The organism is Streptomyces sp. NPDC002690 (assembly GCF_053592415.1).
Genome location: NZ_JBSFVR010000050.1, coordinates 12957 through 29837, shown reverse-complemented (window position 1 = coordinate 29837; position 16881 = coordinate 12957). Strand labels below are relative to the sequence as shown.

General features: G+C 71.3%; 15 protein-coding genes. 8 read left to right on the top strand and 7 right to left on the bottom strand.

From position 1 onward, the window contains the following. Positions 1-97: 97 nt before the first annotated feature. Entirely contained in the window at positions 98-292 is a 195-nt protein-coding gene (locus ACWD3D_RS09965; RefSeq protein ID WP_328721676.1) for a hypothetical protein, read from the bottom strand. A gap of 505 nt (positions 293-797) precedes the next feature. On the opposite strand from ACWD3D_RS09965, the gene ACWD3D_RS09960 reads away from it, so the two are divergent. After that, entirely contained in the window at positions 798-1997 is a 1200-nt protein-coding gene (locus ACWD3D_RS09960) for an acyltransferase family protein (RefSeq protein WP_451460412.1), read from the top strand. A 174-nt stretch (positions 1998-2171) separates the two neighbouring features. Here ACWD3D_RS09960 and ACWD3D_RS09955 read toward each other — a convergent pair whose 3' ends face one another. Continuing rightward, positions 2172-2672: an HD domain-containing protein gene (locus tag ACWD3D_RS09955; RefSeq protein ID WP_451460411.1), complete on the bottom strand. Its 501-nt coding sequence runs from the start codon at positions 2670-2672 to the stop codon at positions 2172-2174. A gap of 262 nt (positions 2673-2934) precedes the next feature. On the opposite strand from ACWD3D_RS09955, the gene ACWD3D_RS09950 reads away from it, so the two are divergent. After that, positions 2935-4107, top strand: a complete 1173-nt coding sequence (locus ACWD3D_RS09950) for a cation:proton antiporter (RefSeq protein WP_451460414.1) — start codon at positions 2935-2937, stop codon at positions 4105-4107. A gap of 35 nt (positions 4108-4142) precedes the next feature. Here ACWD3D_RS09950 and ACWD3D_RS09945 read toward each other — a convergent pair whose 3' ends face one another. The 3 genes from ACWD3D_RS09945 to ACWD3D_RS09935 form a co-directional block, all read right to left on the bottom strand. After that, a complete protein-coding gene (locus ACWD3D_RS09945; protein ID WP_451460410.1) occupies positions 4143-5285 on the bottom strand; it encodes a PP2C family protein-serine/threonine phosphatase in 1143 nt (380 codons plus the stop codon). Positions 5286-5574: 289 nt separating this feature from the next. Then, entirely contained in the window at positions 5575-6384 is an 810-nt protein-coding gene (locus ACWD3D_RS09940; RefSeq protein ID WP_451460409.1) for an Fpg/Nei family DNA glycosylase, read from the bottom strand. 186 nt (positions 6385-6570) lie between these two features. Beyond that, entirely contained in the window at positions 6571-7059 is a 489-nt protein-coding gene (locus ACWD3D_RS09935) for a ribose-5-phosphate isomerase (RefSeq protein WP_328721671.1), read from the bottom strand. 211 nt (positions 7060-7270) lie between these two features. On the opposite strand from ACWD3D_RS09935, the gene ACWD3D_RS09930 reads away from it, so the two are divergent. Beyond that, a complete protein-coding gene (locus ACWD3D_RS09930; RefSeq protein WP_451460408.1) occupies positions 7271-8755 on the top strand; it encodes an amino acid permease in 1485 nt (494 codons plus the stop codon). A gap of 98 nt (positions 8756-8853) precedes the next feature. Here ACWD3D_RS09930 and ACWD3D_RS09925 read toward each other — a convergent pair whose 3' ends face one another. Further along, the gene (locus ACWD3D_RS09925) at positions 8854-9447 is read right to left on the bottom strand and encodes a biotin transporter BioY (protein WP_451460407.1); all 594 of its coding nucleotides are present in this window, start codon (positions 9445-9447) and stop codon (positions 8854-8856) included. Between the two features lie 291 nt (positions 9448-9738). On the opposite strand from ACWD3D_RS09925, the gene ACWD3D_RS09920 reads away from it, so the two are divergent. The 4 genes from ACWD3D_RS09920 to ACWD3D_RS09905 all read left to right on the top strand — a co-directional run bounded on the left by ACWD3D_RS09920 (position 9739) and on the right by ACWD3D_RS09905 (position 13824). Further along, positions 9739-11163, top strand: coding sequence for an amino acid permease (locus ACWD3D_RS09920; RefSeq protein WP_451460406.1), 1425 nt, complete (start codon positions 9739-9741; stop codon positions 11161-11163). Between the two features lie 227 nt (positions 11164-11390). Continuing rightward, positions 11391-12836, top strand: coding sequence for an amino acid permease (locus ACWD3D_RS09915; RefSeq protein ID WP_451460405.1), 1446 nt, complete (start codon positions 11391-11393; stop codon positions 12834-12836). A 52-nt stretch (positions 12837-12888) separates the two neighbouring features. Next, positions 12889-13323 (top strand): roadblock/LC7 domain-containing protein, encoded by a 435-nt coding sequence (locus ACWD3D_RS09910; RefSeq protein ID WP_451460404.1) that lies wholly within the window; start codon positions 12889-12891, stop codon positions 13321-13323. A gap of 99 nt (positions 13324-13422) precedes the next feature. Next, on the top strand, positions 13423-13824 hold the full coding sequence (locus ACWD3D_RS09905) for a DUF742 domain-containing protein (protein WP_451460413.1): 402 nt from the start codon (positions 13423-13425) through the stop codon (positions 13822-13824). 122 nt (positions 13825-13946) lie between these two features. Here the strand turns inward: ACWD3D_RS09905 and ACWD3D_RS09900 are convergent, their stop codons facing one another. Next, positions 13947-14450 (bottom strand): MarR family winged helix-turn-helix transcriptional regulator, encoded by a 504-nt coding sequence (locus tag ACWD3D_RS09900; RefSeq protein ID WP_451460403.1) that lies wholly within the window; start codon positions 14448-14450, stop codon positions 13947-13949. Between the two features lie 292 nt (positions 14451-14742). On the opposite strand from ACWD3D_RS09900, the gene ACWD3D_RS09895 reads away from it, so the two are divergent. Beyond that, the gene (locus ACWD3D_RS09895) at positions 14743-16875 is read left to right on the top strand and encodes an MMPL family transporter (protein WP_451460402.1); all 2133 of its coding nucleotides are present in this window, start codon (positions 14743-14745) and stop codon (positions 16873-16875) included. Positions 16876-16881: the final 6 nt, after the last annotated feature.

The following is a 16881-nucleotide window of genomic DNA, read 5'->3' as shown; positions in this document are numbered from 1 at the left end:
CCGAACGGTGCGCATCCTCGTCGCTGAGGCCCTCGCACTTCGAGCGGGACGGGCCGGCGGGGGCGCGTGCCCCCCGCCGGAAGTCCCGCCGCCCGTCTCAGAAGCTGATCTGGTTGATCGTGTCCGCTATCGAGTTCATGAACCTGTTGATCGAGGGCGCCATGCCCGTCGACGCCAGGAAGAACCCGAAAAGGATCGCGACGATCGCCGGCCCGGCCTTGATGGACCCGCCACGGATCAGCACCACCAGGATGATCGCCAACATCAGCACCACAGACAGTGAAATGGCCACGACTGCTCACACCCTAGGTCGGTCCGCCTTGCCGGCCCGGGGGGCGTGCTCCGTCGCGCGCCCTCCGTTCACTCCATCGTGCCATCAACTCCCGTGAAGGCGACGACTGCTGACGGATCGACCTGGCTGATTTTCGCCACTCACGCCGTCCGTGCCCCCTCGGAGCCTCCCGAAGCCGAAGGCGTGGAGGCGGGGCGGTGCCCGCGCCCCGCCCGCCCAGAAGCGTCCTCCGGCGGTCCCGGGCCGCCACGCGTCGCTCCGGGGTGGGCGCGGAGTACGCACAACAAGAATTCACCCACTCCTCACAGGCCACACGCATTCGACCCGACGGGGGGAGAGTGCCCTAATTCACGTATCTCAATTCCGAGGCGATTTGCCCCGTTTGATAGTGAATCCAACCGGCATAGCGGGACATAACTCAGCGGTTTCGGCGTCGAATTGGCGGGCAGGCGCGAGGCTTCCGATGCGCTTCACGAAAAGCGAAAGACAGGTTTAGGTTTTTCGAATGCTTCCTGCTCCGAGTCGTACACAGCGGACCACGCTCCCGCCGGAGGCCCTGGACCCGGAGCCCGGACAGAGAACCGCGGCGACCGCCGCCAAGGCTCCCCCGGCACCCGGCCCGACGCCCGCGGGGCCCGCTCCGGCGGCCAAGAAGCGCGATCCGTACTTCGACAACGTGAAGTATCTGGCCATCGTGCTCGTCGCCGTGGCGCACTCCTGGGAACCGGTGATGGGCGACAGCCGGGCGGCCCGCGCGCTGTACATGATCATCTACACGTTCCACATGCCCGCGTTCATCCTGGTCTCCGGATACTTCTCCCGGTCCTTCGACGCGAGTGCGGCCAGGATGAAGCGGCTCGTCACCGGGGTCGCGGTCCCCTATGTGGTCTTCGAGACGGCCTATTCGCTGTTCAGGCGGTACGCGGGCGGAGAGCCGGACGCGCCCATCACCCTGCTCGACCCGCTCTTCCTGACCTGGTTCCTGGCCGCGCTGCTCATCTGGCGGCTCACCACCCCGCTCTGGCGGACGCTCCGCCACCCGCTCCCCGTCGCCCTGGTCGTGGCCGCTCTCGCCTCGGTCTGCCCCGGCATCGGAGACGATCTGGACCTGCAACGCGTCCTGCAGTTCCTGCCGTTCTTCGTGCTGGGCGTGATGGCCCGCCCCGAGCATTTCGAGTGGGTGCGCCGACGCGAGGTACGGCTGCTCTCGCTGCCGCTGTTCGCCGGGGCGCTGGTCTTCGCGTACGCGGTGGCCCCGCACATGAGGCTCGACTGGTTCTACCGCAGCGGCAGCGCCCAGGAGATCGGCGCGCCCTGGTGGTCCGGCGTCATGATGACGCTGCTGATGTTCGGGTGCGCGCTGCTGCTCACCGCCGGATTCCTGTCCTGGGTGCCTGCCCGGACGACGTGGTTCACGACGCTGGGCGCCGGAACGATCTGCGGGTACCTGCTGCACGGCTTCCTGATCCGGGGCGCCGAGTACGCGGGAGTCATCGACGACAACGCCTGGCTCTCCGGCCCCGCCGGACTGGTGCTCGTCTCCGTGATCGCGGCCTCGGCCGTGACGTTGCTGTGCACCCCGCCGGTCCGCAGGGCGATGCGGTTCGCGACCGAGCCGGACATGGACTGGGCCTTCCGCCGGACCTCCGCCGCCGGCCGGCCCGGCCCTGCGGACGAATCACCGGCCCGCGCGGCGGCCGGCTGACCCGTACCGGTCCACCCCACCGGCCCGTCCTCCCGCGAGGGCGCCACGTACCGGCCACCGGCCCGCGGGAGCCCTCGGGATCGCCGGGCCCACCCCCGGGGAAGAGGACCGGTGTCGCCGCCCGGGAGGTCTCCGCCACCCGGCCCCGGAGGTCTCCAGTCGGCCGTGCCGGTCTCAGTTCGGGCCAGGGTTGGCCGAATTCATTCGGTCCAGAGACGATTCGTCGACTTGGAGACCCAGAAGTCGCCGCACCTGGGCATATTTCTCGGTCAGCCGATCACGGGTGGCCGGGTCCAGCACCGCCAGGCGGGCCGGATCCGTGTTGTGGGCGAGGTCCGCCCTCTTGATCAGCAAGGCCCCCGGGGTGGCGAGAATCCTCGCGGTGTACGCGGCGGGCTCCTCGCCCTTGCCCCGGGTGAGGGCCAGCACCAACTCCTTGACGTGCGGGTCGAGCGCCGCGCCGTCCAGCCACTCCCGGCTCAGCACCCCGTCCTCGACGGAGTCGTGCAGCCAGGCGGCGGCGATCTGTTCGGTGCTGCCGCCCGCTGCCCGTACCCCTTCGGCGACGGCCGCCAGGTGCCCGGCGTACGGGCGGCCCGCCTTGTCGGTCTGGGTGGCGTGTGCGGCGCGGGCGAGCGCCTCCACCTCGGTCAGGGTCAACAGGGGCTCCGGCATGGGCCGACCTTACGACCGGGCGCCCGGCTGCGGACAGACAGCCCCGACCGGTCCCGCCACACTTGCCCCGCGGCCCTCCGCACCTCCGTCCGGACGGCTTCCGGGCCGGTCTGCCGCCCGTCCGCTCGTGGACGCCGTCCGGGACGAGGAGCGTTCGGTAACGTCCATAGCGAGAATTCTTGACTCCTTCTTTGCCTTCCGTCTCGACTTGTCGACCTACCGGAGGAGCGGGCTCATCGGACACGCCGACACGCTCATCGCGATGGGAGGCGCCTTCCTGGCCGCCGCCGTGCTCGCACGGGCCGGGGCCAGGATCGGGCTGCCGACCATCCCGCTGTTCATCCTGGCCGGGATGCTCCTGGGCCCGCACACGCCGGGCATCGTGCTGGTGGCCGACCCGCACGACCTGGAAATGCTCGCGGCCCTCGGCCTGGTGCTGCTGCTCTTCTACCTCGGCCTGGAGTTCCACCTCGACGATCTCCGGACCGGCGGGCGCAAGATGATGATCGCCGGCGGCGTCTACCTGGCCCTGAACGTCGGCGGTGGTCTCGGTTTCGGTTACGCGCTGGGCTGGGGGGCCTCGGAGGCACTGGTGCTCGCCGGAGTGCTCGGCATCTCGTCCTCGGCGATCGTCACCAAGGTGCTCGTGGACCTCGGGAGACTCGGAAATCCGGAGACCAGGCCGATCCTCGGCATCATCGTCGTCGAGGACGTGTTCCTGGCTCTCTACCTCGCCGCGCTCCAGCCCGTCCTGTCCGGGGCGGACAGCCTGGGCGCGGCCCTGCTGGACGGCGGGAAGGCGTTCGGCTTCCTCGTGGTTCTCGCGCTGGTGGCCCGCTTCGGCACCCGCGCCGTCTCCCGGCTGATCCGCACCGAGAACGACGAGCTCCTGGTGATCTCCTTCCTCGGTGTGGCCGTCTTCGTCGCCGGGGTCTCCGAGTGGTTCGGCGTCGCCGACGCCATCGGCGCCTTCATGGTCGGCCTGACGCTCGGCGGCACCAGCTCGGGGAGACGCATCCGGGGGCTGGTCAGCCCGTTGCGGGACGCGTTCGGCGCGATCTTCTTCTTCGCCTTCGGCCTCTCGATCGACCCGGGCGACCTGCCCAGCGTCGTGTGGCCGGTGCTGGCGGCCGTCGCCGTGACCGCCGTGATGAACGTGTTCGCCGGGCTGGCCACCGCGAAGGTGTACGGTTTCGGCCCCCTCGCCGTCGCGAACATCGCCAGCACCCTGCTGGCCAGGGGCGAGTTCGCGCTGATCCTCGCGACCATGGCCGCGGCCGCCGGGCTCGACGGACAGCTCTCGCCGTTCATCGCCGGGTACGTCCTGGTGCTCGCGGTCCTCGCGCCGCTCGCCGCGAGCCGCTCCTCCTGGCTGGCGCGCGCGCTGCCCGGCGGGAAGTCCGGCCGGGCGGTGCGGGACGAGAGCCCGCTCTGACGGGAGTCCCGTACGGGGTGTCCCGTGCGGGCGGCTCAGGTCCGGCGGGAGAGCAGGAGCAGCGCGCGGTCGTCGTTGACGTCCTTCGCGCACGCCTCGATCAGATGCCAGGCCGCGCCCTCGAAACTGGTCGTGACGTACCGGTCGGCCTCGCCGGTCAGCCGGTCGATGCCGTCGGCGATGTCCCGGTCCGACGCTTCGACCAAGCCGTCCGTGAAGAGCATCAGCACGTCGCCGGCGGCCAGTGAGCCCTTGACCGCGTCGAACTCCGCTCCGCCGTAGACGCCGAGCAGCGGTCCCTCGGCGGCCTTCTCCTCCCACTGCCCGGTCGCGGAGTTCAGCTGGAGGGCGGGCGGGTGGCCTGCCGAGAGGATCTCGTAGTCGCCGGTCTCCAGGTCCAGCACCAGGTGGATCGAGGTGGCGAACCCCTCGTCCCAGTCCTGGCGCAGCAGGTAGCCGTTGGCCGCGGGCAGGAAGCCGTGCGGGGGCAGTGAGCCGAGGAGGCCGCCGAAGGCGCCGGAGAGCAGCAGGGCGCGGGAGCCGGCGTCCATGCCCTTGCCGGAGACGTCGGTGAGGACGACCTCCAGCGTGCGTCCGCCGTGGGTGCGCGCCGCGACGACGAAGTCGCCCGAGAAGGACTGGCCCCCGGCGGGCCGCAGCGACATCTCGCAGTGCCAGCCCTTCGGCAGCCGGGGCAGCGCGCTCTGGACCCGGATGCGTTCGCGCAGGTCGAAGAGCATGGTGCCGCCGCGCCGCCAGGGCACTCCGACCCGGGCCCGGAACTGGGCGAGCACCAGCCCGAAGAAGCCGCAGGCTCCGACCACGAGCACATTGCCCGGGGTGACCGTGACGTCGGCCGGGGCCGTGCCGAGGGTGAAGGACTCGACGATCAGGGCGCCTGCAGCGACCGCGTACAGGGTGAGCAGGCTGGAAGGGCGGAGCAGCAGGCCGCCGGCGACGATCGGCAGCACGAGGGCCGTGGGCGAGAACCATTCCGGGTTCCACATGGTGGCCACCGTGATGGCGGGAATCGTCAGCAACAGGCCCGCGAAGGCTATCCAGTCGGCCCCGTCGCCGCGGAAGTAGTCGACCCCGGACCGGCGCAGCGCGATGCGGGCCCGGTGTGCGGTTCGCCGCCACCGGGCCATGTACGCGTTCACTCCGTCGCGAGAGGCCATTGTCGGGACCTTATCGACCGAACGGCTCCCCGTGCAGGGGGACCCCTGCGGGGAGAGGTACGAAATAGGGTCGCCCCGCCGGTGGAGACGCTGGTAGGCGGGGCGTACGACCTCGGAACCGGACGGCCCCGGGCTCCTCGCACGGGGCACCGCGGACGACCGTGCGCGAACATGCTTTCGACGGGGTGGAAACGCGTGGACCGGGATACGCGAGCCCCGGCGTACGCCCGGCGGTGGCGGGTTCGGGGGCACGGACCGTACGCCCGGCGGTGGCGGGTTCGGGGCGCGGTCAGCGCTTCTGGCAGGTGGGGCACCAGAAGAGGTTGCGGGCGGCCAGTTCGGCGGTGCGGATGTCGGTCCCGCAGACGTGGCAGGGCCGCCGGTCGCGCCGGTAGACGTAGACCTCGCCGCCGTGGTCGTCGACGCGGGGCGGTCGGCCCATCGCCTCGGGCAGGTGCTCGGGGCGAACGGTGTCGATCCGGTTGTTCCGTACGCCCTCGCGCATCAGCAGGACGAGGTCGGCCCAGATCGCGTCCCACTCGTCGCGGGTGAGGTCCTTGCCGGGGCGGTACGGGTCGATGCCGTGGCGGAAGAGAACCTCGGCGCGGTAGACGTTGCCGACGCCGGAGACGACCTTCTGGTCCATCAGCAGGGCGGCGACGGTGATCCGGCTGCGGGAGATCCGCTGCCAGGCGCGTGTCCCGTCCTCGTCGGTACGCAGCGGGTCCGGGCCGAGGCGCTCGTGTATCGCCCGCTTCTCGGGCTCGGTGATGAGGGCGCAGGTGGTGGGGCCCCGCAGATCGGCGTAGTGGTCCTCGCCGCGCAGTCGGAGGCGGACGGTGTCGGTGGGCGGCGGGGCCGGGACGGTACCGAAGCCGAGCTTCCCGAAGAGGCCGAGGTGGATGTGGACCCAGCCGGTGGCGCCGAAGCCGAGGAAGAGGTGCTTGCCGTGGGCGTCGACGGCGTCGAGCACCCGGCCGTCGAGCAGTGCCGCGCTGTCGGAGAACTTTCCCTGCGGGCTGCTGACGCGCACCGGGCGCCCGGCGAACCGCTCGTGGTGGTCGGCGGCGAGGCGGTGGATCGTGTGGCCCTCGGGCACGGACTCTCCTGACGGGCGATATGGCCGGCGCGCGACGGCGGGCGGAACGGGCCGTGCCGCCGGGCGGGGCGTGGTGGGGGGAAGTGGCGCCGTCCGCCCTGGGGTGTGACCGGCGGGACTTCCTCCCCCACACGACCCGGGCCCTGGCGGCACGTTGGGCGGTCGGCGGGTGCGGGGCGGCTGGGGTCAGCCCTGCTGCGGGTGGTGGGCGGGGATCGGCGGGAGTGCGCCGGTCTCCTCGTACGCCGAGAGCATCTCGATGCGCCGGGTGTGGCGCTCCTCGTTCGAGTACGGCGTGCTGAGGAAGATCTCGACGAACTTGGTGGACTCCTCCTCGGAGTGCATCCGGCCGCCGATGGCCACCACGTTGGCGTTGTTGTGCTCGCGGCCGAGGGCGGCGGTCTGCTCGCTCCAGGCCAGCGCCGCACGGACGCCCTTGACCTTGTTGGCGGCGATCTGCTCGCCGTTGCCGGAGCCGCCGATCACGACGCCGAGGCTGTCCGGGTCCGCGGCCGTCTTCTCGGCGGCGCGGAGGCAGAACGGCGGGTAGTCGTCCTGGGCGTCGTAGATGTGGGGTCCACAGTCGACGGCCTCATGGCCGTGGGCCGTCAGCCACTCGACGAGGTGGTTCTTGAGTTCGTAGCCGGCATGGTCCGATCCGAGGTACACGCGCATGCCGGAAAGTGTGGCACGAGCGCGGCAGGGTAGCCGTCAGCGGGGTCGGAGCCCTTCGCGGGGTCGCGGGCCGGGACACCACTCGTACCGCCGCGGACCTGCGGGGACCGTGGACGCACGCGGTCCCGGCTCGGGCAGGGCGGTCCGTCGCGGGCCGCCCGGACCAACCGTACGAAGGCCGCACGAAGGCCGTTACGTGAGGACTCCAGCCATGACGTCGGGAACGGCAGTGACGGAACCGGGCGGCGAGCCCGGCGGGGCCGACGACCCGGGCGGTCCGGGCCACTCCGGGGGCTCCGGGGGCTCCGGGGGCTCCGGGGGCTCCGGGGGTGAACTGAAGGCCGGGCTCAAGAACCGGCACCTCTCGATGATCGCCATCGGCGGGGTGATCGGCGCGGGCCTCTTCGTGGGTTCCGGTGCGGGCATCGCCGCCGCCGGTCCCGCGATCCTCGTCTCGTACGCCCTGGTCGGCACGATGGTGGTGCTGGTGATGCGGATGCTCGGCGAGATGGCCGCCGCGCGGCCCAGCTCGGGCAGCTTCTCCGCCTACGCCGACCAGGCGCTCGGACGGTGGGCCGGCTTCTCCATCGGCTGGCTGTACTGGTTCTTCTGGGTGGTGGTGCTCGCCGTGGAGGCCACGGCGGGCGCCGCGATCCTGGAGAGCTGGTTGCCGGCCGTACCGCAGTGGGGGTGGGCGCTGATCGTGATGTCCGTGCTGACCGCCACGAACCTGATCTCGGTCGGCAGTTACGGCGAGTTCGAGTTCTGGTTCGCCGGGATCAAGGTCGTCGCCATCGGCGCCTTCGTGATCGTCGGGCTGCTCGCGGTCTTCGGGGTGCTCCCCGGCTCCGACAACGCGGGTTCCGGGTTCGCCCATCTCACCGACAGCGGCGGCTTCCTGCCGAAGGGGCCGGGGGCGATCCTCACCGGGGTGCTGATGGTGGTCTTCTCCTTCATGGGCAGCGAGATCGTCACGCTCGCCGCCGGTGAGTCCTCGGACCCCCGGCGTGCCGTCTCGAAGGCGACCAACAGCGTCATCTGGCGGATCGCCGTCTTCTACCTGGGCTCGATCTTCGTGGTGCTGACGCTACTGCCCTGGAACGACCCGTCGATCGTGGAGAAGGGCAGTTACGTCGCCGCGCTCGACTCCATCGGCATCCCGCACGCCGGGCAGGTGATGGACGTCATCGTGCTGACCGCCGTGCTGTCCTGCCTCAACTCCGGCCTCTACACGGCCTCCCGGATGGCGTACTCGCTCGGCGGCCGGGGCGACGCGCCCCGGGCCTTCACCCGGGTGAACGAGCGGGGCGTCCCGCGGGCGGCGATCCTCTCCTCGGTCGTCTTCGGCTTCGTGGCGGTCTTCTTCAACTACCAGTGGCCGGACACCGTCTTCGCCTTCCTGCTGAACTCCTCGGGTGCGGTGGCGCTCTTCGTCTGGCTGGTCATCTGCTTCACGCAGCTGCGGATGCGCCCCATGATCGAGCGCGAGTCCCGGGAGGGACCGGCCGTGCGGATGTGGCTCTTCCCGTATCTGACCTGGGCGACGATCGCGATGATCTCGTTCGTCCTCGTCTACATGCTGACCGACGACGCGGGCCGCGAGCAGGTGCTGCTGTCGCTGCTGGTCGCGGCGGTGGTGGTCGCGGTGTCGCTGGTACGGGAGCGGCGCGCGGGCCGGGCGGCGACGGAGGACTGACCAGCACCCGTACGAAGCAACGTGAAAGGCCCGCCGGAACAGCGCGAAAGGCCCGCCGGAACGCGTCCGGTGGGCCTTTCGGGGTCGTACGGAAAAGCTCAGCCGCGACGGCCCAGCAGCTTCCAGGAGGCGGGCAGCGCGCCCATAGCCAGCAGGGCCTTCACAGCGTCGCCGATGAGGAAGGGCGTCAGCCCCGCGGCGATGGCGGCGCTCGCGGACATGCCGGTGGAGAGGGCGAGGTAGGGGACACCGACCGCGTAGGTGAGCGCGGAGCCGACCACCATGGTGCCCGCGGTACGCAGCACGGAGCGGTCGCCGCCCCGGCGGGCGAGGGCGCCCACGACGGTCGCGGCGAGCAGCATGCCGAGGATGTAGCCGAAGCTGGCGCCGCCCGCGCCGGAGGTACCGCCGGAGAACCACGGCACGCCCGCCATGCCGACGACCGCGTACAGCGCCATCGAGAGGAAGCCGCGGCGGGCGCCGAGCGCGCTGCCGATGAGGAGCGCGGCGAACGTCTGGCCCGTGACGGGAACCGGGGAGCCGGGGATCGGGACCGATATCTGCGCGGCAAGACCGGTGAGGGCGGCGCCGCCCAGGACGAGGGCGGCGTCGACGGCGGCGCGGTTGCGGACCGCGGGCAGCAGGTCGGCGAGGACCACTCCGGTACGGACGGGGGCTGCAGCAGTGCTCATCGGGACTCCGCGGGTGAGGGTGGGGCGACGGACGTGAGGGCGGGCAGGAGCCGAAAAGGCGAGCCTGCGGCTGACGTTAGTCGAAGGGCACGGCGCTGATCACCGTGTGCCGCCCACAAAGGCGCCGACCGCGAGTTGGTGGGGTTCACACAAAGACGCGCAGGCAACCACGCCTCGGCGTGAGCCTCATCACTCCGGCTCGTGCAGCGCAGACGTCCTTCCCGGCCCTGTCTCGCCCCGTGAGACGCTGTTGGTTCCCCACTAAATCGACTCAGAGCGGTCTGACCCCCCATGCGCGACGCACCACCACCCCCCACCCCCGCCGAGCCGCTCGCCCACGGGCTCAAGCAACGGCATCTGACGATGCTCGGCCTGGGCGGGGTGATCGGGGCGGGGCTGTTCGTCGGTTCGGGCGCCGGGATCGCGGTCGCGGGACCGGCCATCATCGTGTCGTACCTGGTCGCGGGCGCCCTGGCGATGCTGGTGATGCGGATGCTCGGGGAGATGTCGGCGGCGATGCCCGCCTCGGGCTCCTTCTCCGTGCACGCGGAACGCGCGCTGGGGCGCTGGGCGGGGTTCAGTGTGGGCTGGCTCTACTGGTTCCTGCTGGTGGTGGTGCTGGCCGTGGAGGCGACGGCGGCGGCGCGGATCGCGCACGGCTGGGTGCCGGCCGTCGAGCCGTGGGCGTGGGTGCTGGTCTTCATGGTGGTCTTCACGACGGCCAACCTCACCGCGGTGAAGAACTTCGGCGAGTTCGAGTTCTGGTTCGCCGCGCTGAAGGTGTGCGCGATCGTGGCCTTCCTGGTGCTGGGCACGCTCGCTGTCTTCGGGCTGCTGCCGGACACCGATCCGGTGGGCCTGACGAACCTCACGGGCCGGGGCGGGTTCCTGCCGAACGGCTGGAGCGGGGTGGTGTCCGGGGTGCTGACGGTGGTCTTCGCCTTCGGTGGACTTGAGGTCCTCACCATCGCCGCCGCCGAGACCGACGATCCGGCGCGCGCGGTGGGAAGGGCGGTGCGCAGCGCGGTGGTGCGCATCCTCTTCTTCTACGTCGGCTCGATGCTGGTGATCGTGACGGTGCTGCCCTGGACCGCGCAGCAGGCGGGGCTGAGCCCGTACGTGACGGTGCTGGACTCGATCGGGGTGCCGGCCGCCGGGCAGATCATGAACGTCGTGATCTTCGTGGCGCTGCTCTCCGCGCTCAACGCGAACCTCTACGGCTCCTCGCGGATGATCTTCTCGCTCGCCGAGCGGGGCGAGGCGCCGCGCGGACTGCTCAAGGTTTCGGGGGTGTCGAAGCGCGGTGGCGGGGTGCCGCGCCGGGCGGTGCTCGCGTCGGTGGCCTTCGGCTTCGTCTCCGTACTTCTCAATCTGGAGTGGCCGGACACCGTCTTCCTCCATCTGCTGAACTCGGTCGGGGCGGTGCTGCTGTTCGTCTGGGCGCTGATCGCCCTGTCCCAGCTGCGGCTGCGACCGCGCATCGACCGGGAGGCCGCCGCGTCGGGGCCGGAGCGGGGGCCGGTGCTGCGGATGTGGTGCCACCCGTACCTGACCTGGCTGACGCTGGCGGCCCTGTTCGCGGTGCTGGTGCTGATGCTCGGCGACGACTCCGCACGCGGGCAGGTGCTCTGGTCGGCGGGGGCGACGGTTCTGGTACTGCTGGTCGCGTGGGTACGCGAGATCAGGGCGCGGCGGAGGCCGGCGACGGGGCGCTGATCCGGCGTCACCACCGCCCGGGAGGGCGGCCCGGGGCAGGTCGGGTGTGCGCGGTGTGCGGACCTGGTGACCGTATTGCGGACAGATCTGCCCGATGAGCGGTACATCCGCTCAGATTGAGGCGTCCGACGGGTCGCACCCCCACCCGGCCAGGAACCTTCCCGGCCAGCGGCTCGAACGCCCTCGCGGTCCCGCCCCAGGGCCCGCCGACCGAACTGAGCTCGTCGATGCCCCGCACCCGCACGCCCTCCCCCACCGCCGGCCCGCCGGCCGCCCCCGGGTCCCCCGCCCCGGCCGAAGCCCCGGCCCCCGCCGCGGACGGCTCCTCGCTCGGCAACGGCCTCCGGCAGCGCCATCTGTCGATGATCGCGCTCGGCGGGGTCATCGGCGCCGGACTCTTCGTCGGCTCCGGGGCGGGCATCGCCTCGGCGGGCCCCTCCATCGTCATCGCCTACGCGGTGTCCGGGCTGCTGGTCATGCTCGTGATGCGGATGCTCGGCGAGATGTCGGCCGCCCACCCGGCGTCCGGCTCCTTCTCGGTGCACGCCGAACGGGCGCTCGGTCCGTGGGCCGGGTTCACCGCGGGCTGGTCGTTCTGGGTGCTGCTCTCGGTCGCGGTCGGGCTGGAGGGGATCGGTGCGGCGGACATCGTGACGGGCTGGCTCCCGGGCACCCCGCAGTGGATGTGGGTGGCGCTCTTCATGGCCGCGTTCCTGGGCACCAACCTGGCCGCGGTGCGGAACTTCGGCGAGTTCGAGTTCTGGTTCGCCGCGCTGAAGGTCGGCGCCATCTCGCTCTTCCTGGTCCTCGGGGTGCTGGCGATCACCGGGGTGCTGCCCGACGTGGACGCCCCGGGCTCGGCCAACCTCACCGGTGACGGCGGTTTCCTGCCGCACGGGGCGAACGGGTTCATCATCGGACTGCTGGCCTCCGTCTTCGCGTACGGCGGTCTGGAGACGGTCACCATCGCGGCGGCCGAATCGGAGAACCCGGTGCGCGGGGTCGCGAAGGCGGTCCGTACGGCGATGTGGCGGATCGCGCTCTTCTACGTCGGGTCGATGGCGGTCATCGTGGTGCTGGTGCCGTGGGACGACCCGAAGGTCGTGGAGAAGGGCCCGTACGTCGCGACTCTCGACCACCTGGGCATCCCGGCGGCGGGCCGGATCATGGACGTGGTGATCCTGGTGGCGCTGCTCTCCGCGATGAACGCCAACATCTACGGTGCCTCGCGGATGGCGGGTTCGCTGGTGGCCCGCGGTCAGGGCCCGACGGTGCTCGGCCGGATCTCGTCCGGGGTGCCGCGCAACGCGGTACTGGCCTCCTCGGTCTTCGGCTTCCTCTGCGTGCTGCTGAGTTACTGGCGGCCGGACGACGTCTTCCCGTGGCTGCTCAACATGATCGGCGCGGTGATCCTGGTGGTGTGGGTGTTCATCGCCCTCTCCCAGCTGGTCCTGCGCGGGCGCACCGAGCGCGAGGAGCCCCAGAAGCTGGTGGTGCGGATGTGGCTGTTCCCGGTGGCGACGGTGGCCGCGCTGCTGGCGATGGCCGGAATCTTCGTGCTGATGCTCCGCCAGCCCGACACCCGTGACCAGCTGCTGGCCACCGGCGCGCTGACGGTGGCGCTGATCGTGACGGGGCTGGTGCGGCAGCGACGTGGCGCGGCGGCGCGCTGAGCGCCTACCGCACGCGAAGGGCGGCCCACCCCATCGACGTAGGAGACCCCGGATGATCGCGAACGTGAGGACGGAATTGAACCACCGCTCGGGCGAACTCGACTGGCTGCTGGACGATCTGGTGAAGCGGGTCGCGGAGGTACGGCACGCCGTCGTCCTCTCCGGCGACGGACTGGCGGTCGGCGCGTCCAGCGTGCTCAGCCGCGAGGACGCCGAACACCTGGCCGCCGTCGCCTCCGGCTTCCACAGCCTGGCCAAGGGCGCAGGACGTCACTTCGGGGCGGGCGGGGTGCGCCAGACGATGGTGGAGATGGACGACGGATTCCTCTTCGTCGTGGCGGCCGGGGAAGGCTCCTGTCTGGCTGTGCTGAGCGACGCCGTCGCGGACATCGGCCTGGTCGCGTACGAGATGGCGCGCCTCGTCAAGCGGGTCGGCGAGCACCTCGGCTCACCGGCACGGCTCGCTCAGCCCCCCGCCGCGGGCTGAGGGGCGGGGAGGAACACGGTGCGAATGTCCGACGACCCCGAAGTGCCCTACGGCGGCCGGGACCTCTACGAGATCCACGACCCCTACCGGGACCGGGAGATGGGCGCCGGCGCGGACGCCCTGCGCGGAAGCCAGTGGTACGACGCGGACGCGGGACCGCTGGTACGTCCGTACGCCGTCACCGGCGGGCGTACGAAACCGGGTCCGAGCGGGGTGCGGTTCGACCTCATCGCTCTGGTCGTCGTCGACGACGCGTCCGACCGCGAGGCCGAGACGATGCTCGGTCCCGAGCACAGGGCGCTGCTCGCGCTGTGCCAGGACGAGACCCAGTCGGTCGCGGAACTCGCCGCCGACGCAGACCTCCCGGTGGGAGTGGTACGGGTGCTCCTGGGTGACCTGCTGGAGGGCGGCCATGTGACGGTCAGCCGTCCCGTCCCGCCGGCGCAGCTGCCCGACGCGCGCATCCTGCGCGAGGTCATCGACGGACTGCGGGCGCTCTGACAGAGGTCCGGTCAGGGCGCCATCGGGGCCGGAGTCCGGCAGCCGTCACCTGCGGGCCGCGCCACCGGGGAGTTCACGATTCCCCGGTGGCCGTGGCGAACGGTGATCATCTCCGAGAGTGATCATCTTCGTGCCCGGCGGACCTGAGTGAGTTCGTCGTTCATCGCTTCGAGGAAACGGGCCACCGTGCGCAGCTCCGTGGCGTCGAGCTGGTCCCGCGCAGCCCGGGTGCTCTCGGCCAGCGGCCGGAAGAAGTCGCGGGCCACCGCCATCGCCGCCGACGCGTAGTGGAGATGCACCACTCTGCGGTCGCCGTTGTCACGGACGCGCCGGATGTGACCGGTCCGTTCCAGTCGGTCGAGACAGGCCGTCACCGCGCCCGAGGTCAGGTTCAGCTGCTCCCGCAGCCGCCCCGGTGTCATGGCGGTGCCGGGTTCCTGCTGATCCGCGTCGAGGATCGCGATGAGCGCCTGCACATCCGTCGGATGGAGGTCCTGCTCATGGGCGAATTCATGTGCGATGCGGTTGAACTCGCTGTTCATCCGCCGCAGCAGCACGGCGAAACTCTGGAGCCCGGCCGAATCGTCGTCCGCGCCGGTGTCCGGGCCGCCCTCTGTGCTGCGCATGTGTCCAGGGTAATATCTCTCGATGATTGAGATAGTTGATCGTTGAGAGATATACCTGCCGTGTGTCGGCCGCCATACGCGGAGCGATCCGGGGAACGTGTCCCGCCGCACGGCGTGGCCGCGTCGCACCACACTCTCCTCGTACCTCCGTCTCTCTCCGCACGGCCTCGTACCTCCGTCCCACCGCACCGCCCCGCTCCGCAACACCGCCTCGACGCGAGCCCTGTCGCCTCGAAGCGAAAACCTCGCAACACGTTCCGTCGTCACGAACACGCCGACTCCTGGGGAACCAATGACGTCCGCACCACGGCACCGCACCCTCCGATGGCTGGTGCCCGCAGTACTCGTACTCGTCTGGCTCGGCATCGGGGGAGTGTTCGGCCCCTACGCCGGGAAGCTCGGCGAGGTCTCCACCAACGACCAGGCCGCTTTCCTCCCGCGCAGCGCCGAGTCGACCGAGGTCTCCGAGGAGCAGAAGGCGTTCCAGAAGTCCGGCACCGTGCCCGCCATCGTCGTCTGGACCGGCGCCGACGGCGCGCTCCCGGACGGATCGGCCGACGCCGCCACTCGCGCGCTCGCGTCGCTCCGGGGTACGCCCGGTGTCGAGGGAACCCCCACCCCCGCGCTCCCCTCCGAGGACGGCCGGGCGCTCGAAGGCATCGTCCAGCTCGAATCGGGCCTCGGTGACGCCCTGCCCGACACGCTCGACCGGGTGCGCGAGGCGGCCCGGTCCGTGTCCGGCACCACGGTGGGCATCGCCGGGCCGGCGGCGGCCCAGGCGGACCTGAAGGACGCCTTCGGCGGCATCGACGGCCTGCTCCTCGGCGTGGCCCTCGTAGCCGTACTCGTCATCCTGCTGCTGGTCTACCGCAGCCTGCTGCTGCCCTTCCTGATCATCCTCAGCGCAGTCTTCGCCCTCGGGCTCGCCTGCGCGATCGTGTACGTACTCGCCGACCACGGCGTCGTACGCGTCGACGGCCAGGTGCAGGGCATCCTCTCGATCCTCGTCATCGGCGCGTCCACCGACTACGCGCTGCTGCTCACCGCCCGGTTCCGGGAGGAACTCACCCGGGGCGTCGACCGGGCGACCGCCGCCCTCGCCGCCCTCCGGCGTTCGGCGGGGGCCATCACGGCGAGCGCGGCGACCGTCGCCCTCGGGCTGCTCGCGCTGCTCCTCAGTGATCTGACGAACAACCGGGCGCTGGGTCCGGTCGGCGCCATCGGGATCGTCTGCGCCGTGTTCTCCACCCTGACGTTCCTGCCGGCGGTCCTGGTGCTCACCGGCCGTGCCGCCTACTGGCCGGCCAAGCCCCGCCCCACCGACGCCGCCACCGGCGGACACGGCATCTGGCGACGTGTCGCCTCCTTCGTGGACCGCGCCCCCCGCAAGGTCTGGGCCGGCACCCTGCTCCTCCTGGTGGCGTGCGCGCTCTTCGCGCCCACCCTGAAGTCGCAGGGCGTGCCGCTGGACGAGACCTTCGTCAACGACGCGCCGTCCGTCTCCGCCCAGGCCACGCTCAGCGAGCACTTCCCCGGCGGATCCGGGAACCCCGCCGTGATCATCGCCCGCGCCGACCGCACCGACGAGGTCGTCGCCGCCGCCCGGAAGGCCGACGGGATCGCGTCCGTCACCCCCGTCACCGCGTCCGGGCGTCCGGGCGACGGCGCTCCGATGGTCGTCGACGGTCGGGTACGGATCGATGCCACGCTGAAGGCCGAGGCCGACAGCGACGCCGCCAACGCGACGGTGAAGAGGCTGCGCGAGGCGGTCCACGCCGTTCCCGGCGCACAGGCCGCCGTCGGCGGGTACTCCGCGCAGCGGCTCGACACCCAGACCACGGCGGCCGAGGACCGCGCGCTCATCGTTCCGGTGGTGCTCGCGATCATCCTGGTCATCCTGATGGCGCTGCTCCGCTCGGTTCTGCTGCCCGTGCTCCTGGTCGCCACCGTCGGGCTCAACTACCTCGCCACCCTGGGCGTCTCCGCACTGGTCTTCCAACACGTGTTCGGCTTCAGTGGCACGGACGCCTCGGTTCCGCTGTACGGATTCGTCTTCCTCGTCGCCCTCGGCGTGGACTACAACATCTTCCTGATGTCCCGGGTGCGGGAGGAGTCACTGCTGCACGGCACCCGCGAGGGGGTGCTGCGTGGCCTGATCACCACGGGTGGAGTCATCACCTCGGCGGGTGTGGTGCTGGCCGCGACCTTCGCGGCGCTCCTCGTCATCCCGCTGGCCTTCCTGGTGCAGATCGCCTTCATCGTCGCGTTCGGCGTTCTGCTCGACACCCTGGTGGTGCGGTCGCTGCTGGTGCCCGCGCTGGTGCTGGACATCGGCCCGGTGTCGTGGTGGCCCGCCAGGCGCATGACGGCGGGGCGGCGGGAAACGGAGGCGGAGCGCGACGATACGCGTTCCGGAGCGCCGTAACCGGGC

Excerpts from the sequence above, each read along its gene's own strand:
- ACWD3D_RS09905 (WP_451460413.1), top strand. The coding sequence starts at position 13,423 with ATGGGCGCCGGCGCGGACGCCCTGCGCGGAAGCCAGTGGTACGACGCG.
- ACWD3D_RS09925 (WP_451460407.1), bottom strand. The coding sequence starts at position 9,447 with ATGAGCACTGCTGCAGCCCCCGTCCGTACCGGAGTGGTCCTCGCCGAC.
- ACWD3D_RS09930 (WP_451460408.1), top strand. The coding sequence starts at position 7,271 with ATGACGTCGGGAACGGCAGTGACGGAACCGGGCGGCGAGCCCGGCGGG.
- ACWD3D_RS09950 (WP_451460414.1), top strand. The coding sequence starts at position 2,935 with ATGGGAGGCGCCTTCCTGGCCGCCGCCGTGCTCGCACGGGCCGGGGCC.
- ACWD3D_RS09915 (WP_451460405.1), top strand. The coding sequence starts at position 11,391 with ATGCCCCGCACCCGCACGCCCTCCCCCACCGCCGGCCCGCCGGCCGCC.
- ACWD3D_RS09960 (WP_451460412.1), top strand. The coding sequence starts at position 798 with ATGCTTCCTGCTCCGAGTCGTACACAGCGGACCACGCTCCCGCCGGAG.
- ACWD3D_RS09955 (WP_451460411.1), bottom strand. The coding sequence starts at position 2,672 with ATGCCGGAGCCCCTGTTGACCCTGACCGAGGTGGAGGCGCTCGCCCGC.
- ACWD3D_RS09935 (WP_328721671.1), bottom strand. The coding sequence starts at position 7,059 with ATGCGCGTGTACCTCGGATCGGACCATGCCGGCTACGAACTCAAGAAC.
- ACWD3D_RS09945 (WP_451460410.1), bottom strand. The coding sequence starts at position 5,285 with ATGGCCTCTCGCGACGGAGTGAACGCGTACATGGCCCGGTGGCGGCGA.
- ACWD3D_RS09910 (WP_451460404.1), top strand. The coding sequence starts at position 12,889 with ATGATCGCGAACGTGAGGACGGAATTGAACCACCGCTCGGGCGAACTC.
- ACWD3D_RS09920 (WP_451460406.1), top strand. The coding sequence starts at position 9,739 with ATGCGCGACGCACCACCACCCCCCACCCCCGCCGAGCCGCTCGCCCAC.
- ACWD3D_RS09895 (WP_451460402.1), top strand. The coding sequence starts at position 14,743 with ATGACGTCCGCACCACGGCACCGCACCCTCCGATGGCTGGTGCCCGCA.
- ACWD3D_RS09900 (WP_451460403.1), bottom strand. The coding sequence starts at position 14,450 with ATGCGCAGCACAGAGGGCGGCCCGGACACCGGCGCGGACGACGATTCG.